This is a genomic window from Streptomyces sp. NPDC051913 (genome assembly GCF_044593635.1).
GTDB lineage: Bacteria > Actinomycetota > Actinomycetes > Streptomycetales > Streptomycetaceae > Streptomyces.
On sequence record NZ_JBIUCI010000001.1, the window covers coordinates 839,442 to 858,303 of the forward strand.

Here is an 18,862-nt window from a genome sequence, read left to right on the forward strand (position 1 = left end):
CCGCCGCAGCGGACCGGGGGCTTCACTCAGGCTCGCGGAGCCTTAGTGGGAGTGGCCGTGGCCGTGACCGGCGGCGGCCGGCTCCTCCTCTTCCTTCTTCTCGACGACCAGGGTCTCGGTCGTCAGCAGGAGGGAGGCGATGGAGGCGGCGTTCTCCAGGGCGGAGCGGGTGACCTTGACCGGGTCGATGACGCCGGCCTTGACCAGGTCGCCGTACTCGCCGGTGGCGGCGTTGAAGCCCTGGCCCTTGTCGAGCTCGGCGACCTTGGAGGTGATGACGTAGCCCTCAAGGCCGGCGTTCTCGGCGATCCAGCGCAGCGGCTCGACGACGGCCTTGCGGACGACGGCGACACCGGTGGCCTCGTCGCCGGTCTTGCCCAGACCGCCCTCGAGGACCTTGGCGGCGTGGACGAGCGCGGAGCCACCACCGGAGACGATGCCCTCCTCGACCGCGGCGCGGGTCGCGGAGATGGCGTCCTCCAGACGGTGCTTCTTCTCCTTCAGCTCCACCTCGGTGGCGGCGCCGACCTTGATCACGCACACGCCGCCGGCCAGCTTCGCGAGGCGCTCCTGGAGCTTCTCGCGGTCCCAGTCGGAGTCCGTGTTCTCGATCTCGGCCTTGATCTGGGCGACGCGGCCCACGACGTCCTCGGAGTTGCCGGCGCCGTCGACGATCGTCGTGTCGTCCTTGGTGATGGTCACGCGGCGGGCGGAGCCCAGCACGTCCAGACCGGCCTGGTCGAGCTTGAGGCCGACCTCCTCGGAGATGACCGTGGCGCCGGTGAGGACCGCCATGTCCTGGAGCATCGCCTTGCGGCGGTCACCGAAGCCGGGGGCCTTCACGGCGACGGCGTTGAACGTGCCGCGGATCTTGTTGACCACCAGGGTCGACAGGGCCTCGCCCTCGACGTCCTCGGCGATGATCAGGAGCGGCTTGGAGGCGCCGGCCTGGATGACCTTCTCCAGGAGCGGCAGCAGGTCCTGGATGGAGGAGATCTTGCCCTGGTTGATCAGGATGTACGGGTCGTCGAGGACGGCCTCCATACGCTCCTGGTCGGACACCATGTACGGGGACAGGTAGCCCTTGTCGAAGGCCATGCCCTCGGTGAAGTCCAGCTCAAGGCCGAAGGTGTTGGACTCCTCGACGGTGATGACACCGTCCTTGCCGACCTTGTCCATCGCCTCGGCGATGAGCTCGCCGACCTGCTGGTCCTGCGCGGACAGCGCGGCGACGGCGGCGATGTCCGCCTTGTCGTCGATCGGACGGGCGGTGGCGAGGAGGTCCTCGGAGACGGCGGCGACGGCCGCGTCGATGCCCTTCTTCAGCAGCGCCGGGGAGGCACCCGCGGCGACGTTCTTCAGGCCCTCGCGGACCAGCGCCTGGGCGAGCACGGTGGCGGTGGTCGTACCGTCACCCGCGATGTCGTTGGTCTTGGTCGCCACCTCCTTCACCAGCTGCGCGCCGAGGTTCTCGTACGGGTCGTCGATCTCGACCTCACGGGCGATCGTGACACCGTCGTTGGTGATGGTGGGGGCGCCGAACTTCTTGTCGATGACGACGTTGCGGCCCTTGGGGCCGATCGTCACCTTGACCGTGTCGGCAAGCTTGTTGACGCCGCGCTCGAGGGCGCGACGGGCGTCCTCGTCGAACTTCAGGATCTTCGCCATGGGAGCGGTTCAGCCCTCTCGGAAAACGTGGGTGAAAAAGCGAACTGCGCCCCTGACGCCCGGATTCATGAGGTCGCGGGGGCCCGGGGCGCAGCTCAAAAGCAGAATGTGCTTGGAGGTCTTACTTCTCGATGACCGCGAGGACGTCGCGGGACGAGAGGACGAGGTACTCCTCGCCGTTGTACTTGACCTCGGTGCCGCCGTACTTGCTGTACAGCACGATGTCGCCGACCTTCACGTCGAGCGGCAGGCGCTCGCCGTTCTCGAAGCGGCCCGGACCGACGGCGAGGATGACGCCCTCCTGGGGCTTCTCCTTCGCGGTGTCCGGAATGACCAGGCCAGAGGCCGTGGTCTGCTCGGCGTCGAGCGGCTGGACCACAATGCGGTCCTCGAGCGGCTTGATGGCAACCTTGGAGCTGGCGGTCGTCACGATCCGACCTCCCCCTTCGGAGATCTCACGGGGTTAACTGTCTGAGGTGGCGACCAGGTCGATCCGTCGTCGCGGGTGCCGGACCTGCCCGTCGCTATTGGCACTCTCCAGGGGGGAGTGCCAGACCCGAGACTATGACCGCGATTAGCACTCGGTCAAGCGGACTGCTAATCGCGTCCCTTTGTCGGGCCACCGCCCCGCCCCTCAGACGTAGTCCTCCAGCCGCCCTACCCTCAACCCCGCCCCCTCGATCTCCCGCAGCAGCCGTGTCGTCCGCTCGGCCAGTGTCGGACCGGTCGTCTCCGTCGACGGCAGGGAGACGATGTCGCCGGGGAGCAGGCGGTGGGTGCCGGACGCGTAGGTCAGGCGGTCCCCCTCCATCGCCGCCCGCCACAGGACGACCGCCCCGACGCCGCAGTCCGTGGCCGCGCGCAGGGTCGTGCTGTCGTACGTCCCGTAGGGCGGGCGGAAGAGACGGGGTCGGAGGCCGAAGCGGGCGCCGAGTTTGTCCTGCTGGCCGCAGATCTCGGCGCGCTGGCCGGCGTAGGGCAGGCCGCGCAGGGCGGTGTGGTCGAGGGTGTGGTTCTGGATCGACGCGCCCACCGACTGGAGGCGCGCGAAGTGGCCGTAGCCCGGGCCGACCACGCTGTCGGTGAGGAACATGCTGACGGGCAGCCGCCGTCGACGGACCAGTTCGACGAAGCGCGGGTCCCGCTCGGCACCGTCGTCGTACGTCAGGAAGACGACCTTCTCGGAGGTGGCGACCCGCCGGACGACGGGAACGGCCGCGGGCCCGGACCGCACCCCCTTCGCCCCGTACGTCACGGCCTTCTTGCCGAGCCGTTCGATCGGGTCGACGGACTGGGCGCAGCCGGTCAGGAGCAGGGCGAGCGCCAGAGCGGCCGTCAAGGCCTTCACAGGTAGTCCTCCAGCCGCGCCACCGCGTACCCCTCGGCCGTGACCTTGTCGAGGAAGCGTCGGATCATGTCCGGCATCGTGCCCTTCCACTCCCCCCGGCCGCGGAAGTGACTCAGCACGATGTCGCCCGGGTGGATCCTCCGGTCCCACTCGCGGTACTCCCAGTGGTCGACGAAGACCTCCTCGTTCCAGATCGGCGCGTACTTCACCCCGCAGGACTTGGCCGCGACCAGGGTGTCCTGGTTGTAGTTGCCGAAGGGCGGCCGGAAGAGCTGGGGCCGCTTGCCGTAGTGCTTCTCGATGACGTCCTGCATGCCGCAGATCTCGCGCTTCTGGCGGCCGTAGGAAAGACCGGGCAGGTAGGGGTGGTGGAGGGTGTGGTTGTTGAGACCGACGCCCCGGTCCTGCATGCGCTTGAAGTACCCGTAGTCCTCCTTGATCAGGAAGTTGCTGAGGAAGGCGGTGTACGGGATCTTCAGCTCGCTCGTCATCCGCAGGAACGCCGGGTCCTTCTCGGCGCCGTCGTCGATGGTGAGGAAGACGATCTTCTCTTCGGTGGGGATCGTGGTGAAGACGGGCGGCAGCCCCCGCTCCTCGTGACCGTCGACCTCGAAGCCCTTGCGGGTGGTGATGTGCGGCTTCTTCGCGGGCGGGGCGGGCGGCGTCAGCGGAGCCCGGGCCAGTCCCCAGCGCTTCGCGATCCTCGCCTGTGCGCGCAACTTGCCGGCGTACGCGTCGAGGGCACGGGCCGGGGGCGCCTTCAGGGGCTGCTGGCCGGGCGCCGGACGGACCTTGGCGCTCTCACCCTGCGCGCCACAGCCGGAGGCGACGGCGGCGAGGGCCAGGACGGCGAGTGCACCCCGAAGACCCGTCGAACCCCGCATGGTCCGACTTTTGTCATTTTGTACTACTGATCCCATGGCGCCGGATCCTCGCAGGTCACCGCCCTGATGCCGGGCCGACACCGCCGCCGGAGGCGTACGGTCCACCGACTGGCCCACAATGAGGCGGTGAACGACCTCGCCCCCCTCCTCACCCCCGTCGGCCGTGCCCTCCTCGACGAGGTGCGCGGCACCGCCCCCGCGGACGAACTCGCCGTCGCCACCCGGCTGCGCCGCGACCACCCCGCGGACCTGGTCTCGGCGGCGCTCGGCCAGGCACGGCTGCGGCAGCGGGCGGTGGCGAAGTTCGGGGACGAGGACGCGGCACGGATGTTCTTCACCCCGAACGGCGTGGAGCAGTCGACGCGGACGAGTGTGGCGACGTACCGCGCCGAGTGCTTCCAGGCGCTGGGCGTACGGTCCGTCGCCGACCTGTGCTGCGGCATCGGCGGCGACGCGATCGCGCTGGCGCGGGCCGGCATCAGGGTCCTGGCGGTGGACCGGGACCCGTTCACCGCCGCCGTGGCCCGGGCGAACGCCGAGGCGCTGGGGCTCGCCGACCTGATCGAGGTGCGCGAGGCGGACGTCACGGACATCGACACGGCCCCGTACGACGCGGTGTTCGTGGACCCGGCGCGGCGCTCGTCGAAGCGCGGCCGCATCTTCGATCCCGAGGCCTACTCCCCGCCCCTGTCCTGGGCCGTGTCCGCCGCGCTCAAGGCACCGCTCGGCGTGCTGAAGATCGCGCCCGGCATCCCGCACGAGGCGATCCCCGCCGAGGCCGAGGCCGAGTGGATCTCGGACCGCGGGGACGTGAAGGAGGCCGTGCTGTGGTTCGGCCAGGGCCGGACACCGGGGGCACGCCGGGCGGTCCTGCTGCCCTCGGAGGCCGGCCTCTGGGCCTCACCGGCCACCCTGCTGCCGAACCCAGAAGTCCGCCCCGTCGGCCGCTACCTGTACGAGCCCGACGGCGCCGTCATCCGCGCCCACCTGGTCGCCCAGGTGGCCGAGGACCTGGACGGCGGGCTGATCGACGAGACGATCGCGTACATCACCGCCGACGAACTGCACGCGACCCCGTACGCCACCGCGTACGAGATCACCGACCAACTCCCCTTCAACGTGAAGAAGTTGAAGGCGCTGCTGCGGGAGCGGGGGGTCGGGATCCTGACCGTGAAGAAGCGGGGGTCGGCGGTGGAGCCGGAGGAACTGCGCAAGAAGGCCCTGCCGAAACCGCACGGCAAGGCCGCGGTGACCGTCTTCCTCACGCGCGTCGCCGGCGCCCCCACCATGCTGCTCGGTCAGCCCGCCTGAGCCTCCCGCGCGCGGGACAGCAGCAGCTCCCGCTCGCGTTCGTTGCGGGCGAGGGCGGCGGCACGTTCGAACTCGGCCGCCGCCTCCGTCGTACGCCCGAGGCGGTGCAGCAGGTCACCGCGGACGCTGGGCAGCAGGTGGTAGTCGAGCAGGTGCGGGGCCAGGGTGTCGACGATCTCCAGGGCCGCTTCCGGCCCCTCCGCCATCGACACCGCGACCGCGCGGTTGAGTTCCACGACCGGGGACGGGGCGCGGGCGGTGAGCAGGCCGTACAGGGTGGCGATGGTGGCCCAGTCGGTCTCCTCGTAGGTGTAGGCGTGCGCGTGGCAGGCGGCGATGGTGGCCTGGAGGACGTACGGGCCGGGCGCGCCGCCCGCGGTGGCGTCGGCGCGCGTCAGGGCCGTGACCCCGCGGGCGATGAGCATGCGGTTCCAGCGGCGCCGGTTCTGGTCCCTGAGGAGTACGGGCTCGCCGTCGGGCCCGGTACGGGCGGCGGAACGGGACGACTGGAACTCCAGGAGCGCCGCGAGACCGTGCACCTCGGGCTCCTTGGGCATCAGCCCGGCCAGCACCCGGGCCAGCCGCAGCGCGTCCTCGCACAGCCCCGGCCGCAGCCAGTCGTCACCGGCGGTGGCCGCGTACCCCTCGTTGAAGACGAGGTAGATGACATCGAGGACATCGGCGAGCCGGGCCTCGCGTTCGGGGCCGTACGGCACCTCGAAGGCGACGTTCCTGGTGGCGAGGGTGCGCTTGGCGCGGACGATCCGCTGGGCGATCGTCGTCTCCGGGACGAGGAAGGCGCGGGCGATCTCGGCCGTCGTCAGCCCGCCGAGGAGACGAAGGGTGAGGGCGACACGGGCCTCGGCGGAGAGGACCGGGTGGCAGGTGGTGAAGACGAGCCGGAGCAGGTCGTCGTCGATGTCGTCGGGGTCGGCGGGCTCGTCGAACGGGACCGTCTGCGGCACCTCGCGGCCGATCTCCTGGAGCTTGCGGGCGTAGTTCTCCCGACGCCGGACCAGGTCGACGGCGCGACGCCGGGCGGCGGTCATGAGCCAGGCGCCCGGGTTGTCGGGGACACCGTCACGCGGCCACTGCTCCAGGGCGGCGACGAGAGCGTCCTGGGCGAGCTCCTCGGCGATGCCGACGTCACGGACGACGCGGGTGACGCCGGCGACGACACGGGGGGACTCGATACGGAAGACGGTCTCGATGGCGTGACGCGGATCGGTGTCGCCGGGGGACTGTGACTGTGGGCTCACAGCCCCCATGCAACACCCGCGGGCGCCGCCCGCCAAGGAGGATCAGGGACGGACTCAGCCCTCGACGATCTCCCGCACCTCACAGGTGACGGTCCAGTACTCCTCGTGGACCTGGAGGAACCGCTTGGTCCACTCGAGGGCCTCGGCCTTGTCCTTGCACTGCATGAGCGCGTACCCGCCGACGACCTCCTTGGCCTCGGTGAAGGGCCCGTCGGTGACGGAGATCTTCCCGTCCTCCCAGTGCACGCGAGTGCCCTGGGAGGACGGGGTCAGACCGGCGGTGTCGAGCATGACCCCGGCCTTGGTGATCTCCTCGATCAGCGCGCCCATACGTTCCATCAGTTCGGGGCTGGGGCCTTCGGCGGGGGCGTTGGCTTCGTCGATCTGCACGAGGGAGAGGAAGCGGGGCATCGGTGGCTCCTTGGGTCGGGGGCCGGGTCCTTTCCGGCCTCTCAACCATGCGTCGATCGGGAGACACCGGGATCGACACACACGCCGAACTTTCTTGAAGATCTTTTACAGCCGCCTCTCACCGGCCTTCAGTTCAGCTCGGATCCGAACGCCGCCTTCGCGTACGGCGCCCCCACCGACTTCCCCCCGACCACGAACGCCGCGTCCGTCACGACGCCCGTCGGCCGGCCCCGCAGTGACCACACCGCCCCCGCACGGGAGTTCTCCCTCGCGGCCGACGCCGCCAGGTCCGCGCAGCCGTTCCCGTTGATGTCCAGGAGCCGTACCGCGCCGCCGAACCCGTCCCCCGGTTCCGCCGCCCCCGGCACCCCGGCCGTGTTCTGCGTGAACGCCTGAGCGCCGGTCCCCGTCAGGCCCGTACCCGTGCCGTACAGGACGTCGACGATGCCCGCCCCGTCGTCGTACCCGAGTTCCTCGCCCGGCGCGCCCACCGCCAGGTCGGCGCGGCCGTCGCCGTTGATGTCCCCGGCCGCGACCGAGGCGCCGAAGAAGTCGACGTCCTCGTACGCACCCGGCACTCCCGGAGTGTCCTGGGTGTACCGCTGCCAGGTCGCGCTCGGTGCGAGGCCCGAGGGCGAGCCCGCCGCCACCGTCACCGACGAGTCCGGCGCGTTGCCGACCGCCAGGTCGTCGTGGCCGTCGCCGTCGAAGTCGCCGAAGGCCAGGCCGCCGCCCCCGCCCGGGAACGTACCGCCGGGAGCGGGAGCGAGACCCGTGGGCGAGCCGACGTAGAAGCGGGTGCAGTAACTGCCGTCTCCGCAGTACACCTGGAGCGCGAGCTCGTCGCGGCCGTCGGCGTTCACGTCGCCCGTCGCGCCGTCCCGGACGTCGACGTACTGGAGGCCCTCCCGGTCCAGCCCGCGCGTACCCGCCGGCTTGCCGGTGCGGGTGAGCGGTCCCGTCCACACCGTGGCCGTCGTGCCGAGCGGGTCGTCGCCCTGGGCCCGGCCGCCCCTGAAGAGGGCCAGGTCGAGCTTGCCGTCGCCGTCGAAGTCACCCGCCTGGGTGGTCGACGCGGGGATCGCCGTACCGCCGGACAGGCCGCCCCACACCACCACCGCCGAACGCGTCGCGGAGACATGGCCGACGACCAGGTCCGCCCGGCCGTCGCCGTCCAGGTCCCCCTTGGAGAGCTGGATGCCGAACCTCTCGTTCTTGGCGGGGCTGCCGGGGATGCCGGTGGTGGCGCGGCTGATGACCGTCCGCCGGTCCTTGGTCAGGCCGTGCGGGCCGCCGTACAGGACGACGACGTAGCCCGCGCCGGTCTGTCCGCCGACCGTGGCATCCGGGGCGCCGACCGCGAGGTCCTGATAGCCGTCGCCGTCGAAGTCGTCGCGGACCGGGGCGGACGGGACGGACGGGGCGGCGGTGGCGGGCAGGGCGCCCAGCGCGAGCAGGCCCGCGGCCAGCGGGACCGCCCAACGGCCGTGTGTACGAAGGGAGAACATGGGCGACCCTCTCACTTACGGCGACACAGTCACCGCACCTGACTCGCCGCCGGGTCAAGGGGTTGTGGTCACCTCAGCGACTTCCACAGTTTGCTCGCCTGCGGCTCCTGCGCCACCACCCGGTTGTGGTTCGAGGGTGCCGGGAGGACCGGCATGGTGACCGTCCTCACCTGGTCCGCCGACAGGCCCTTCAGGCTCTGCCCGAGACTCATCAGCTCGGTCAGCGAGTCGAGGCCGGTGTCGGTGGTGAGGCTGCCGGTGATCGCGTCGGCGACGGAGTAGAACCTGGTGGGCGAGGTGAGCAGGTTCGTCGAGGAGATCTGCTCCAGCAGGGCCTTCACCAGTTTCTGCTGGAGGCCGATCCGGCCGAGGTCGCTGCCGTCGCCTATGCCGTGCCGGGTGCGGGCGAGCGCGAGGGCCTGCTTGCCGTCGAGGTGGTGGGTGCCGGCCTTCAGGGTCAGGTGGCTGCTGGGGTCGTCGATGTTCTCGTCCGTCGTGACCGTGACCCCGCCCAGCGCGTTCACCAGTTTCGCGAAGCCCGAGAAGTCGATCTCGATGTAGTGGTCCATGCGGACGTTCGTGATCGACTCGACGGTCTTCACGGCGCACACCGGACCGCCCAGCGCATAGGCGCTGTTGAACATCGCGTTGTACGCCACCGCCGTGGAACCGCCGTCCTCCAGGGGGCAGGACGGGCGGGTGACGAGGGTGTCGCGCGGGATGCTGACGACCGTCGCCTCGGTGCGGCCCGCGTCGATGTGCACGACCATCGCCGTGTCGGAGCGGGCACCGGAGCTGTCGCCGCCGCCGAGGGCCTGGTTCTCCTTGCCGCTGCGCGAGTCGGAGCCGAGGACCAGGATGTTGACGGCTTCGGTCGGCAGCGGGCTCGCGGACGCGGAGGCGGAAGGGGCAGGCGTCACGGTGGCCTTCGCCGGGCGGTCGTCACCGAGCGCCTGGTCGATGTCGACGCTCTTGATGTTGCTGTTCAGATGCCAGTACACCCAGCCGCCCGCGGCGGCGCCCGCCACCAGCACACCCGCGAGAGTGAGGCCGGCGGCTTTCAGCACGCGTGACCGCCGCCGGCCCACTGGTCTGCCTTCGTCGTCTCCGTTCACGGAGAGGAACGTAAGTCCGAATTATTACGAGGGCACTGCCCCGGCCGCCTTTCTTCGGAAAATCTCACTTTTCTCAGCCCAGCGTCACCGTGGGTACGGGGTTGCTCCCGCTCCAGTTGGCGTTGAACCCGAAGGTCACCGAACCCCCGTCCGGGACGGTCCCGTTGTAGGAGGCGTTGGCGCAGCTGACCGCCGCGCCGGTCTGGGTGCAGGTCGCGTTCCAGGCCTGCGTGATCTGCTGCCCGGCGCCGTACGTCCAGGTCACCTTCCAGGACGACAGCGAGGCACCCGAGCAGGAGATCGTCACGTTCCCGGTGAACCCGGTGTTCCACTGACTCGGCACGCTGTACGCCGCCGAGCACGCCCCCGTCGGAGGCGGCGTCGTCGTCCCGCCCAGCGCCTCCGCGATGCCGTAGTAGGCCGGTTTGGGCGCGTAGTTGGCGTCGTACGGGGTCGCCGCCCCGTAGCCCGGGAAGGTGCTGTCGACCCAGGAGTCGGAGTCGGCGAAGCCCCACACCGTGAGGTTGACGCAGCGGGTCACGGCCACGCAGGCCGCCGTCACCGCCTTGTAGTCGGCCTTCTGCTGCGCGAGCTTCGTACTGTCCGCCGGCAGCGCCATCCGGATGTCCAGCTCGGTGATCGCCACGTCCACGCCGAGGTCGGCGAAGCGCTGGATGTTCTGCTGGAGCGTGGACGGCACCTGGCCGAGGATGAGGTGGGCCTGGAGACCGACGCCGTCGATCGGGACGCCCTGCTCCTTCAGGGACTTGACCAGGTTGTAGAGGGCCGTGCTCTTCGCGTTGACGCCCTCGACGTTGTAGTCGTTGATGTAGAGCTTGGCGGCCGGGTCGGCGGCACGGGCGGCGGTCAGGGCCCGGGCGATGTAGCCGGAGCCGAGGCCGTTGTACCAGAGGGTCGAGCGGTAGGTGCCGTCCTCGTTGAACGGCTCGTTGACCACGTCCCACGCGGCGATACGGCCCTTGTAGCGGCCGGCCTCGGTGGCGATGTGGTTGTCGAGGAGGGTGCCGAGCTGGGCCGGGGTCCAGCTGCCGTTGGTCAGCCAGCTCGGGTTCTGGCTGTGCCAGACCAGGGTGTGGCCGCGCACCTGCTGGCCGTGCGCCTCGGCGAAGTTCACGATCTGGTCGGCCTCGGCCCAGTTGAAACTGCCCTGGGTCGGCTCCACCGAGCCCCACTTCATGGCGTTGCCGGGGGTCAGCGAACTGAACTGCGCCCCGGCGATGTCGCCGTAGGTCCCGGTGAGCTTGGACCCGGTGACCGCGGTGCCGATGACCTTGCCCTTGGCGGTGCCGAGGTCACGCAGGGGCGTGTCGGCGGCGTGCGCCGCGGGCGCCGCGGGCGCCGTCAGCAGGAGGGTGCCCAGCGTCGCCAGAAGGGACGCCAGGGATAAGCCGGTTCTCAGAGATCTCATTGCGGGTGCCTCCGAAAGTTTCGGTCGAACAACCGATTGGCTTCGGGGCAGTGTGGGGTGCCGCGGCACACCCGTCAATACAGCAACGCCTCTTCCCTGCTGAACCGCGCGGCCCGCTAGACCGCCGGAGGCGCCCCCGTACTGCTGCGCACCACCAGACTCGTCGCCAGCTCCACCCGCGTCGCCGCGGGCGAACCCTCCTCGCGCGCGAGGTCGAGGACCAGCTTCGCCGCCGCCTCGGCCATCTCGGTCAGCGGCTGCCGTACGGTCGTCAGCGGCGGCCCCACCCAGGGCGCGACCGGCAGATCGTCGAAGCCGACGACGCTCAGGTCCTCCGGGATGCGCAGCCCCAGCTCACGGGCGGCCTCATAGAGCCCGAGCGCCTGGAGGTCGTTGCCGGCGAAGACGGCGGTGGGCCGGTCCTCGCGGCGCAGCAGGTCCAGGCCCAGCCGGTAGCCGGCCTCGTGGTGGAAGTCGCCGTTCTTGATCAGCGCCGGGTCCACGGGCAGCCCGGCGGTCTCCAGCGCGGCCCGGTAGCCGTCGACACGGGCGCGGCTGCACATCATCCGGGACGGGCCGCTGATGGCGCCGATCCGGGTGTGGCCGAGTTCGACCAGATGCCGGGTGGCGGCGAGGCCGCCCTGCCAGTTGGTGGCGCCGATGGACGGCACGTCGGCGCCCGGGTCGCCGGCCGGGTCCATGACGACGAAGGGGATGGAGCGGCTGGTCAGCAGGGCGCGCTGGGACTCGTCGAGCCCCGAGAGGACCAGGATGACGCCGTGCGGGCGGCGGGCGGCGACCTGGTCGGCCCAGGTGCGGCCCGGGGTGAGCCGGCCGGCGCTCTCGCTGAGCACCACGCTCAGCCCGGCGTCCCGCGCCACGTTCTCCACACCCCGGATGACCTCCATCGCCCAGGCGCTCTCCAGTTCGTGGAAGACCAGGTCGATGAGCGGGGAACGGCTGGCCTCGGCCCGTCGTCGGCGATAGCCGTGGGCGCGCAGCAGCTCTTCCACTCGGGTACGGGTCGCCGGGGCGACGTCGGCCCGTCCGTTGAGGACCTTCGAAACAGTCGGCGCCGAGACTCCGGCCTCACGCGCGATCTCGGCGAGCGTCGCGGTCTGCGTCGAGCGTCCTGCTGTCCTGGTTTCACCGGGCTCCGGGGGTGTCATGGCGGCGATCGTATCCCTGCACGACCTCTTGACGAACCCTTCGCACCGGCCTAGGTTCCCAAAACATTCGGATTACACATCGAAACATTCGCGAGAGACGTTCGTGAGAGCCCTTCGTGAGAGGTCGTTCGACCCGACAGGAGTTTCATGACCACCGCGCCTTGGCGTGACCCCGCCCTGACCGCCGCCGCCCGCGTCGACGACCTCCTCTCCCGGATGACCCTGGAGGAGAAGACAGCCCAGCTGTACGGCGTGTGGGTGGGGGCCAGCACCGACGGGGACGGCGTCGCCCCGCTGCAACGCGAGATGACCGCCGAGTACGACTGGGACGAGCTCATCACCCATGGGCTCGGCCAGCTCACCCGCCCCTTCGGCACCGCCCCCGTGGACCCGGCGCTGGGCGCGCAGGCACTCGCCCGCGCCCAGCGCCGTATCGCCGCGTCCGGCCGCTTCGGCATTCCCGCGCTCGCGCACGAGGAGTGCCTGGCCGGCTTCACCGCCTGGCAGGCGACCGCGTATCCGGTCCCGCTCGCCTGGGGCGCCGCCTTCGATCCGCCGCTCGTCGAGGAGATGGGCCGGCACATCGGCCGCGACCTGCGCGCGGTCGGTGTCCACCAGGGCCTCGCCCCCGTCCTGGACGTCGTCCGCGACCCGCGCTGGGGACGGGTCGAGGAGACCATCGGCGAGGACCCGTACCTGGTCGGCACGGTCGGCGCCGCCTATGTCCGCGGCCTGGAGTCGGCCGGCGTGGTCGCCACGCTCAAGCACTTCGCCGGGTACGCCTCCTCCGCGGGCGCCCGCAATCTGGCGCCGGTCCGGGCGGGTGTGCGCGAGTTCGCCGATGTGACGCTGCCGCCGTTCGAACTGGCGCTGCGCGAGGGCGGGGCGCGCTCGGTGATGGCCGCTTACACCGACACGGACGGCATCCCGGCCTCCGCCGACCCGGGCCTGCTCACCGAACTCCTGCGGGAGCAATGGGGGTTCACCGGCACGGTCGTCGCCGACTACTTCGGCGTCGGCTTTCTTCAGACCCAGCACCGGGTGGCCGGCACCGAGGCGGAGGCCGCCCATGCGGCGCTCGCGGCGGGCCTCGACGTCGAGCTGCCCACCCTGAAGTGCTACGGCAAGCCCCTCCTGGAGGCGGTACGGGCGGGCGAGATCGCCGAGGAGCTGATCGACCGGGCGGCCCGCCGCGTCCTGCTCCAGAAGTGCGAACTGGGCCTGCTGGACGAGGACTGGGACCCGGAGCCCACCGGCCGTATCGACCTCGACTCCACGGCGAACCGGGCGCTGGCCCGCCGGCTCGCCGAGCGGTCGGTGGTCCTGCTGGACAACCCGGACGGCGTCCTGCCCCTCTCCCCCGACACCCGGATCGCGGTCGTGGGCCCGAGGGCGGCCGACGCGCTCGCGATGCTCGGCTGCTACTCCTTCCCGTCCCACGTCCTCACCCACCACCCCGACATCCCGATGGGCATCGAGATCCCGACCGTCCTGGAGGCCCTGCGCGGCGAACTCCCGGACGCCAAGGTGACGTTCGCGGAGGGCTGCGGGGTCGACACCCCGGACACCGGCGGCTTCGAGGAGGCGGTGGCCCGGACCGCCGAGGCGGACGTCTGCGTGGCCGTCCTCGGCGACCGGGCGGGCCTGTTCGGCCGGGGCACCTCGGGCGAGGGCTGCGACGCGACGGATCTGCGACTGCCCGGCGTACAGGGCGAGTTGCTGGACGCCCTGGTCGCCACCGGGGTGCCCGTCGTCCTCGTTCTGCTGACCGGAAGGCCGTACGCGCTGGGCCGCTGGCACGGCCGGCTGGCCGCGTCCGTGCAGGCCTTCTTCCCGGGGGAGGAGGGCGGCCCGGCGGTCGCGGGAGTGCTGTCGGGCCGCGTCAACCCGTCCGGGCGGCTGCCGGTGAGCGTCCCGCAGGAGCCGGGCGGCCAGCCCTGGACCTACCTCCAGCCCCCGCTGGGCCTCGCGGGCGAGGTCAGCAACCTGGACCCGACCCCGCTGTACCCCTTCGGGCACGGCCGCTCGTACACGACGTTCGCGTGGGAGTCGGAGGCGGTCGGGGCAGAGATCACGACCGACGGTTCGTACGACGTGAGCGTCGCCGTCCGCAACACCGGTGACCGCGCCGGCGCCGAGGTCGTCCAGCTGTACCTGCACGACCCGGTGGCGACGGTGACCCGTCCGGACGTCCGGCTGATCGGCTACCAGCGGCTGGAGTTGGCGCCGGGAGAGGCGTCCCGGGTGACCTTCCGCTTCCACGCGGACCACTCGGCGTTCACCGACCGCACCGGCCGCCGGGTGGTGGAACCCGGCGCCCTGGAGCTACGGCTGGCGGCCTCCAGCACCGACGTCCGCCACACGGCCCGGCTGACGCTCACCGGGCCGGTACGCGAGGTGGGCACCGACCGCCGGCTGCGCTGCGAGACGGAGGTCGAGCCGGAAGCGGAGGAAACGGCCTGATCACGGAGGGGGCCGAACACCGGTTCCCTGTGCCAGAATCCGCCGACGCCTCTGAGGGTGGGCGACGGGGGATGCCATGAACGCGCAGGGAACCGGGACCGCCCGGGAGTGGTGGCTCATCACGGCCATGCTGACGCTCGCCGTGCTGCCACCGGCGGCGGCACTGGTGGGGTTGTTCGTCGCGGTCTCGGCCTGGGGCGAGCACTCGGACGCGATGATGCCGGTGCTGTTCCTCCTGATCGCCGTCTTCGGTGCCGTGGCCGCCTCGCGTCGCCTCCCCGGGCGGGCGGTACGGCCCCCCGACGAGCCGGAACTGGCCGCGCTGGTGCAGGACGTCGCCGAACGACTCGGCTTCCGTGAACCGCTGCTGGTCCGGGTCGTCCCCGATGTGCACGCCTCCCTGCGGCGCGCGAAGGTCTCCGGCATCCACGCCTACGTCCTCGTTCTCGGCCTCCCCCTGCTCCGGGCGCTGACCGCCGACCAGTTGGCGGCCGTGGTCGCGCACGAGCTCGCCCACGAACAGCACGTGGGTCACCGTCGCACCGCCTGGCTGCTGCGCTCCCGCCACCTCCTCGGAGTCTGGCTCACGCCCCGCCTGCGCCCCCTTGCCCCACTGGCCGCCCCGCTCCTGCGAGCCACCCAGCCCGGGGCCTGGCGGACGGAGACGGACGCGGACGCCGACGCCGCCCGCGTCATCGGCACCCGCGCGACCACGACGGCCCTCGAACGGACCGTCCTGCTCGACGCGGTGTACAGCGGCCTCGGCCGCCGCTGGTGGTCCGCCCTCGCCCGGGCCGACAGCTACCCACAGGACTTCTACGACGCCCTCGACACGGCGGCCGACGACCCGCACGTGGCCCGCCGAGCCACCCGTGTCGCCGCCGAACTGGAGGCCGTGGACCCCTACTCCACCGCCGACCACCCGCCCGCCGCCGTCCGGCTGACGGCACTGCCGGACACGGACCCGGCCGGCGCCACGCCGTACGGCGAGGAGCCGATACCGCTGCGGACCGCCGAGGCGCTGGACCGCTGGTGCGTGGAACAGCTCCTCGCCCACCGCACGGCACGCGGGCGCCGCCGCCCCAGACGCGGAAAGGCCGCGCGACCGCGGCGTCCACTCAGCCTCCTCGCCCTCACGGACGACCGCCTCCACGAACTCCTCGACGACGCGGGATCCTCGCCGCTGCGGTCACCCGAAGCCCTGGAGGCCGCCCTGAGCGCGGTCGCCGACGGCAGCTGGCCACGCCTCGCCCGCCGGGTCGAACCCCGCATACGCCAGGTCCCCGCCTCCGTGCGCCGCGCCTTCGCCCGGGACGTACTGGCCGACGCCCTGCTCCCGCCCGTCACCGAGGCCCTGCGCGCCGCGGGCTGGACCCGCGCGAGCCGCTGGCGCACCAGCGTGCTCACCGCGCCCGACGGCACCACCCTCGATGTCGGCGACACCGTCACCGCCGCGCTGGACAGCGGCGACCCCGCCCCCGTACGCGCCCTCCTGGCCCACCAGGAGGCCGCCGTATGACCGCCCCGAGACACCCGGCCCTGCGCGTCGCCCTCTTCGGCCTGACCGTCACGCTCGCGGGGTACGCCCTGCTCGGCGCATGGCTGGCCGGGAACGCGTACGCCAACGACCGGGCCGTCGACCGCTACAACGAGCACACCGAGTTCGCCGTCGGCGACGTTCTGGAGGACGCCCTCAGCCCCGGCGACAAGGTCCGTGCCCGCTGGACGGACGACGCGGGCCACACGCACGTCCAGAGCTTCGTGCCTGACGAAGACACCTACCCCTACCCCAAGTACGCGCGCGTCTTCCTGGAGTACGACCCGACCGGGAAGAACCCCCGCGCCCACCCCTACCAAGTGGGCGAGCACGGGCCCGACCCCCTGGACGAGGACGACCTCATAGGCTCCGCCGTCGCCGCCGGGATCGTCGCCGCCGCCTTCTGCGCCGCCTGGGTCCGCCGAGGCCTGGCCTTCCGGCTCGCGTCCCGCCGCCCGGGCCACCCCATGACGGCCGAGGTGCGGCTCGGCGAGCGCGTCCAGACCTTCCCCTGGCGCAGCGCGACCACGCTCTGGCTCGTCCTGGACGACCGCCACTGGCAGCGCGTGATGTGGCACCCCGCGCTGGAGGACCACCCCGGCCGATTCCCGGTGACGGTCCACGGCACCCGTACCGCCGCAGCGGTCCTGCCGGACGGCACCCGTCCGGTCCCGGTCGGCCGCCTACGCCACCGGGAACCGGCCCGCACGACCTTCGCCGACCTCCGGACCGTCCGCGGCGACCTGCGGGATTCGTTCATCGTCCCCGCCGGAACCCTCGTACGGCCCGCTCACGCCTGGTGGTGGCAGGCCTGGCCCGCCACGGCCTTCGGCGCCGTCCTCGGCTTCGCCGCGGGCTTCCTGACGGCCGACGGCACCCTGCTCGCCGTGGGCGGCCACACCCTGGCCTTCGCGGCCCTGTCGACCTCGGCGTGGGCCCTGTCCGCCCCGCAGCCCTAACCCGGCACGGGCTCGAACCGCCACCGATGCACGGCCCGGGTCACCAACTCCCCGTCCGGCTCGGGCAGTTCGGGGAGTACGGCGTCGTAGGCGGCGTCCCACCACGTGATGACGAGCACCCGGTCCTGCGGCGCCCGGAACGTCTCCCGGCGCAGGGGCGTCACCGCCAGCTCCTGGCCCCGCGCCCAGGCCAGCAGCGCTTCCCCCCGGCCCTCGACCGCCCGCGCCTCCCACATCAAGGCGACCGTCACGAGTACAGGTTCTCCTTGCTGACCTCGTGGACGTGGTCGTGCCCGGGGACATGCGGGTCGGTCACCGGCAGCGAGGAGTCGGCCGACAGGTCCCAGTCGGAGGCGGGCCGGTTGCGGGCGACCATCTCGGCGCCGAGCGCGGCCACCATCGCCCCGTTGTCCGTGCACAGCTTGGGCCGCGGCACCCGCAGCCGGATACCGGCCGCCTCGCAGCGCTCCTGGGCCAGCGCCCGCAGCCGCGAGTTGGCCGCGACACCGCCGCCGATCATGAGGTGGTCGACGCCCTCGTCCTTGCAGGCCCGTACGGCCTTGCGGGTCAGTACATCCACCACGGCCTCCTGGAAGGAAGCCGACACGTCCCGCACCGGCACCTCCTCACCCGCCGCCCGCTTCGCCTCGATCCAGCGGGCCACGGCCGTCTTCAGCCCGGAGAAGGAGAAGTCGTACGCCGGGTCGCGGGGGCCGGTCAGACCGCGCGGGAACGCGATCGCCTCCGGGTCGCCCTCCTTGGCGTACCGGTCGATGACCGGGCCGCCCGGGAAGCCGAGGTTCAGCACGCGGGCGATCTTGTCGAAGGCCTCGCCGGCCGCGTCGTCGATGGTCGCGCCGAGCGGCCGTACGTCGGCGGTGATGTCGGTCGACAGCAGCAGCGAGGAGTGCCCGCCGGAGACGAGCAGCGCCATCGTCGGTTCGGGCAGCTTGCCGTGCTCCAGCTGGTCGACGCAGATGTGGGAGGCGAGGTGGTTGACGCCGTAGAGGGGCTTGCCGAGGGCGTACGCGTAGGCCTTCGCCGCCGACACGCCGACCAGGAGCGCGCCGGCGAGACCCGGGCCGGCGGTGACGGAGATCCCGTCGAGGTCGTTCGCCGTGACGCCCGCGTCCTTCAGGGCGCGCTGGATCGTCGGCACCATCGCCTCCAGGTGCGCGCGGGAGGCGACCTCCGGCACGACACCGCCGAAGCGGGCGTGCTCGTCGACGCTGGAGGCGATGGCGTCGGCGAGCAGCGTGGTGCCGCGGACGATGCCGACGCCGGTCTCGTCGCAGGAGGTCTCGATGCCGAGGACGAGTGGTTCGTCAGCCATGGTTCTTCTCTTCACTCGCAGGGTCGATGATCAGGCGCATCACGAGGGCGTCGACGTTGCCCGGCTGGTAGTAGCCGCGGCGGAAGCCGATGGGTTCGAAGCCGTAGCGCTCGTACAGCTTCTGCGCGCGGTCGTTGTCGACCCGGCACTCCAGCATCACTTCGGCGCACTCGAACGCGGTGGCCGCCTGGAGCAGTTCGGTCAGCAGCCGACCGCCGAGACCGGTGCCCCAGTGGTCGCGGGCGACGGCGATGGTCTGCACGTCGGCCAGCTCCCCGGCGGAGGCGAGCCCGGCGTACCCGACGAGCCGCCCGTCCGCCTCGGCGACCAGGTACCGCCGGGTCGCCGAGGCACCCCGCGCATGGGCCAGTTCGGACCAGAACATGCCCCGCGACCAGGCGTCCTCGGGAAACAGGTCCTTCTCAAGCTCCAGCACGGGATCGATGTCCCACCAGCGCATCTCACGCA

Annotated in this window: 17 protein-coding genes; 4 read left to right on the top strand and 13 right to left on the bottom strand. The window is 71.8% G+C overall.

Annotated features, from left to right (window positions below; genetic code table 11):
- Positions 1–42: 42 nt before the first annotated feature.
- The 4 genes from groL to ACIHIX_RS03865 form a co-directional block, all read right to left on the bottom strand.
- Positions 43–1,668 (bottom strand): chaperonin GroEL, encoded by a 1,626-nt coding sequence (gene groL, locus ACIHIX_RS03850; protein WP_399949361.1) that lies wholly within the window; start codon positions 1,666–1,668, stop codon positions 43–45.
- A gap of 121 nt (positions 1,669–1,789) precedes the next feature.
- Positions 1,790–2,098 carry a co-chaperone GroES gene (groES, locus tag ACIHIX_RS03855; protein ID WP_031477499.1) on the bottom strand — a complete coding sequence of 103 codons (309 nt, stop codon included), beginning with the start codon at positions 2,096–2,098 and terminating at the stop codon, positions 1,790–1,792.
- Positions 2,099–2,302: 204 nt separating this feature from the next.
- A complete protein-coding gene (locus ACIHIX_RS03860) occupies positions 2,303–3,007 on the bottom strand; it encodes a polysaccharide deacetylase family protein (RefSeq protein ID WP_399950061.1) in 705 nt (234 codons plus the stop codon).
- 5 nt (positions 3,008–3,012) lie between these two features.
- Positions 3,013–3,900: a polysaccharide deacetylase family protein gene (locus ACIHIX_RS03865; RefSeq protein WP_399949363.1), complete on the bottom strand. Its 888-nt coding sequence runs from the start codon at positions 3,898–3,900 to the stop codon at positions 3,013–3,015.
- Between the two features lie 66 nt (positions 3,901–3,966).
- On the opposite strand from ACIHIX_RS03865, the gene ACIHIX_RS03870 reads away from it, so the two are divergent.
- Positions 3,967–5,211, top strand: a complete 1,245-nt coding sequence (locus tag ACIHIX_RS03870; RefSeq protein WP_399949365.1) for a methyltransferase domain-containing protein — start codon at positions 3,967–3,969, stop codon at positions 5,209–5,211.
- Here ACIHIX_RS03870 and ACIHIX_RS03875 read toward each other — a convergent pair.
- From ACIHIX_RS03875 to ACIHIX_RS03900, 6 genes are all read right to left on the bottom strand, one after another.
- A complete protein-coding gene (locus tag ACIHIX_RS03875) occupies positions 5,199–6,479 on the bottom strand; it encodes an RNA polymerase sigma factor (protein WP_399949367.1) in 1,281 nt (426 codons plus the stop codon). The two genes, ACIHIX_RS03870 and ACIHIX_RS03875, sit on opposite strands and share 13 nt — an antisense overlap.
- A 45-nt stretch (positions 6,480–6,524) precedes the next feature.
- The gene (locus tag ACIHIX_RS03880) at positions 6,525–6,881 is read right to left on the bottom strand and encodes a YciI family protein (protein WP_399949369.1); all 357 of its coding nucleotides are present in this window, start codon (positions 6,879–6,881) and stop codon (positions 6,525–6,527) included.
- 128 nt (positions 6,882–7,009) lie between these two features.
- The gene (locus ACIHIX_RS03885; RefSeq protein ID WP_399949371.1) at positions 7,010–8,389 is read right to left on the bottom strand and encodes an FG-GAP-like repeat-containing protein; all 1,380 of its coding nucleotides are present in this window, start codon (positions 8,387–8,389) and stop codon (positions 7,010–7,012) included.
- 68 nt (positions 8,390–8,457) lie between these two features.
- Positions 8,458–9,504, bottom strand: a complete 1,047-nt coding sequence (locus ACIHIX_RS03890; RefSeq protein WP_399949373.1) for an LCP family protein — start codon at positions 9,502–9,504, stop codon at positions 8,458–8,460.
- Between the two features lie 73 nt (positions 9,505–9,577).
- Positions 9,578–10,933: an endo-1,4-beta-xylanase gene (locus ACIHIX_RS03895; RefSeq protein ID WP_399949375.1), complete on the bottom strand. Its 1,356-nt coding sequence runs from the start codon at positions 10,931–10,933 to the stop codon at positions 9,578–9,580.
- A gap of 116 nt (positions 10,934–11,049) precedes the next feature.
- On the bottom strand, positions 11,050–12,102 hold the full coding sequence (locus tag ACIHIX_RS03900) for a LacI family DNA-binding transcriptional regulator (RefSeq protein ID WP_194081552.1): 1,053 nt from the start codon (positions 12,100–12,102) through the stop codon (positions 11,050–11,052).
- Positions 12,103–12,249: 147 nt separating this feature from the next.
- Between ACIHIX_RS03900 and ACIHIX_RS03905 the strand changes: the two genes are divergently transcribed.
- From ACIHIX_RS03905 to ACIHIX_RS03915, 3 genes are all read left to right on the top strand, one after another.
- The gene (locus tag ACIHIX_RS03905; RefSeq protein WP_399949377.1) at positions 12,250–14,565 is read left to right on the top strand and encodes a glycoside hydrolase family 3 N-terminal domain-containing protein; all 2,316 of its coding nucleotides are present in this window, start codon (positions 12,250–12,252) and stop codon (positions 14,563–14,565) included.
- A gap of 76 nt (positions 14,566–14,641) precedes the next feature.
- The gene (locus ACIHIX_RS03910; RefSeq protein WP_399949379.1) at positions 14,642–16,084 is read left to right on the top strand and encodes a hypothetical protein; all 1,443 of its coding nucleotides are present in this window, start codon (positions 14,642–14,644) and stop codon (positions 16,082–16,084) included.
- Positions 16,081–17,061, top strand: a complete 981-nt coding sequence (locus ACIHIX_RS03915; protein WP_399949381.1) for a hypothetical protein — start codon at positions 16,081–16,083, stop codon at positions 17,059–17,061. Before ACIHIX_RS03910 ends, ACIHIX_RS03915 begins: the two co-directional genes overlap by 4 nt.
- Here the strand turns inward: ACIHIX_RS03915 and ACIHIX_RS03920 are convergent.
- The 3 genes from ACIHIX_RS03920 to rimI are packed head-to-tail and all read right to left on the bottom strand — an operon-like array spanning position 17,058 to position 18,854.
- The gene (locus tag ACIHIX_RS03920) at positions 17,058–17,312 is read right to left on the bottom strand and encodes a hypothetical protein (protein ID WP_399949383.1); all 255 of its coding nucleotides are present in this window, start codon (positions 17,310–17,312) and stop codon (positions 17,058–17,060) included. The genes ACIHIX_RS03915 and ACIHIX_RS03920 overlap by 4 nt on opposite strands.
- A complete protein-coding gene (gene tsaD, locus ACIHIX_RS03925) occupies positions 17,309–18,394 on the bottom strand; it encodes a tRNA (adenosine(37)-N6)-threonylcarbamoyltransferase complex transferase subunit TsaD (protein ID WP_399949385.1) in 1,086 nt (361 codons plus the stop codon). The genes ACIHIX_RS03920 and tsaD overlap by 4 nt, the downstream gene beginning before the upstream one ends.
- Positions 18,387–18,854: a ribosomal protein S18-alanine N-acetyltransferase gene (rimI, locus tag ACIHIX_RS03930; protein WP_399950064.1), complete on the bottom strand. Its 468-nt coding sequence runs from the start codon at positions 18,852–18,854 to the stop codon at positions 18,387–18,389. Before rimI ends, tsaD begins: the two co-directional genes overlap by 8 nt.
- Between the last annotated feature and the right edge of the window lie 8 nt (positions 18,855–18,862).

Bases quoted from the DNA above. Each gene is read 5' to 3' on its own strand.
- groL (WP_399949361.1), bottom strand. From the start codon at position 1,668: ATGGCGAAGATCCTGAAGTTCGACGAGGACGCCCGTCGCGCCCTCGAG.
- ACIHIX_RS03865 (WP_399949363.1), bottom strand. From the start codon at position 3,900: ATGCGGGGTTCGACGGGTCTTCGGGGTGCACTCGCCGTCCTGGCCCTC.
- ACIHIX_RS03870 (WP_399949365.1), top strand. From the start codon at position 3,967: ATGCCGGGCCGACACCGCCGCCGGAGGCGTACGGTCCACCGACTGGCC.
- ACIHIX_RS03875 (WP_399949367.1), bottom strand. From the start codon at position 6,479: ATGGGGGCTGTGAGCCCACAGTCACAGTCCCCCGGCGACACCGATCCG.
- ACIHIX_RS03880 (WP_399949369.1), bottom strand. From the start codon at position 6,881: ATGCCCCGCTTCCTCTCCCTCGTGCAGATCGACGAAGCCAACGCCCCC.
- ACIHIX_RS03885 (WP_399949371.1), bottom strand. From the start codon at position 8,389: ATGTTCTCCCTTCGTACACACGGCCGTTGGGCGGTCCCGCTGGCCGCG.
- ACIHIX_RS03895 (WP_399949375.1), bottom strand. From the start codon at position 10,933: ATGAGATCTCTGAGAACCGGCTTATCCCTGGCGTCCCTTCTGGCGACG.
- ACIHIX_RS03900 (WP_194081552.1), bottom strand. From the start codon at position 12,102: ATGACACCCCCGGAGCCCGGTGAAACCAGGACAGCAGGACGCTCGACG.
- ACIHIX_RS03905 (WP_399949377.1), top strand. From the start codon at position 12,250: ATGACCACCGCGCCTTGGCGTGACCCCGCCCTGACCGCCGCCGCCCGC.
- ACIHIX_RS03910 (WP_399949379.1), top strand. From the start codon at position 14,642: ATGAACGCGCAGGGAACCGGGACCGCCCGGGAGTGGTGGCTCATCACG.
- ACIHIX_RS03915 (WP_399949381.1), top strand. From the start codon at position 16,081: ATGACCGCCCCGAGACACCCGGCCCTGCGCGTCGCCCTCTTCGGCCTG.
- tsaD (WP_399949385.1), bottom strand. From the start codon at position 18,394: ATGGCTGACGAACCACTCGTCCTCGGCATCGAGACCTCCTGCGACGAG.
- rimI (WP_399950064.1), bottom strand. From the start codon at position 18,854: ATGCGCTGGTGGGACATCGATCCCGTGCTGGAGCTTGAGAAGGACCTG.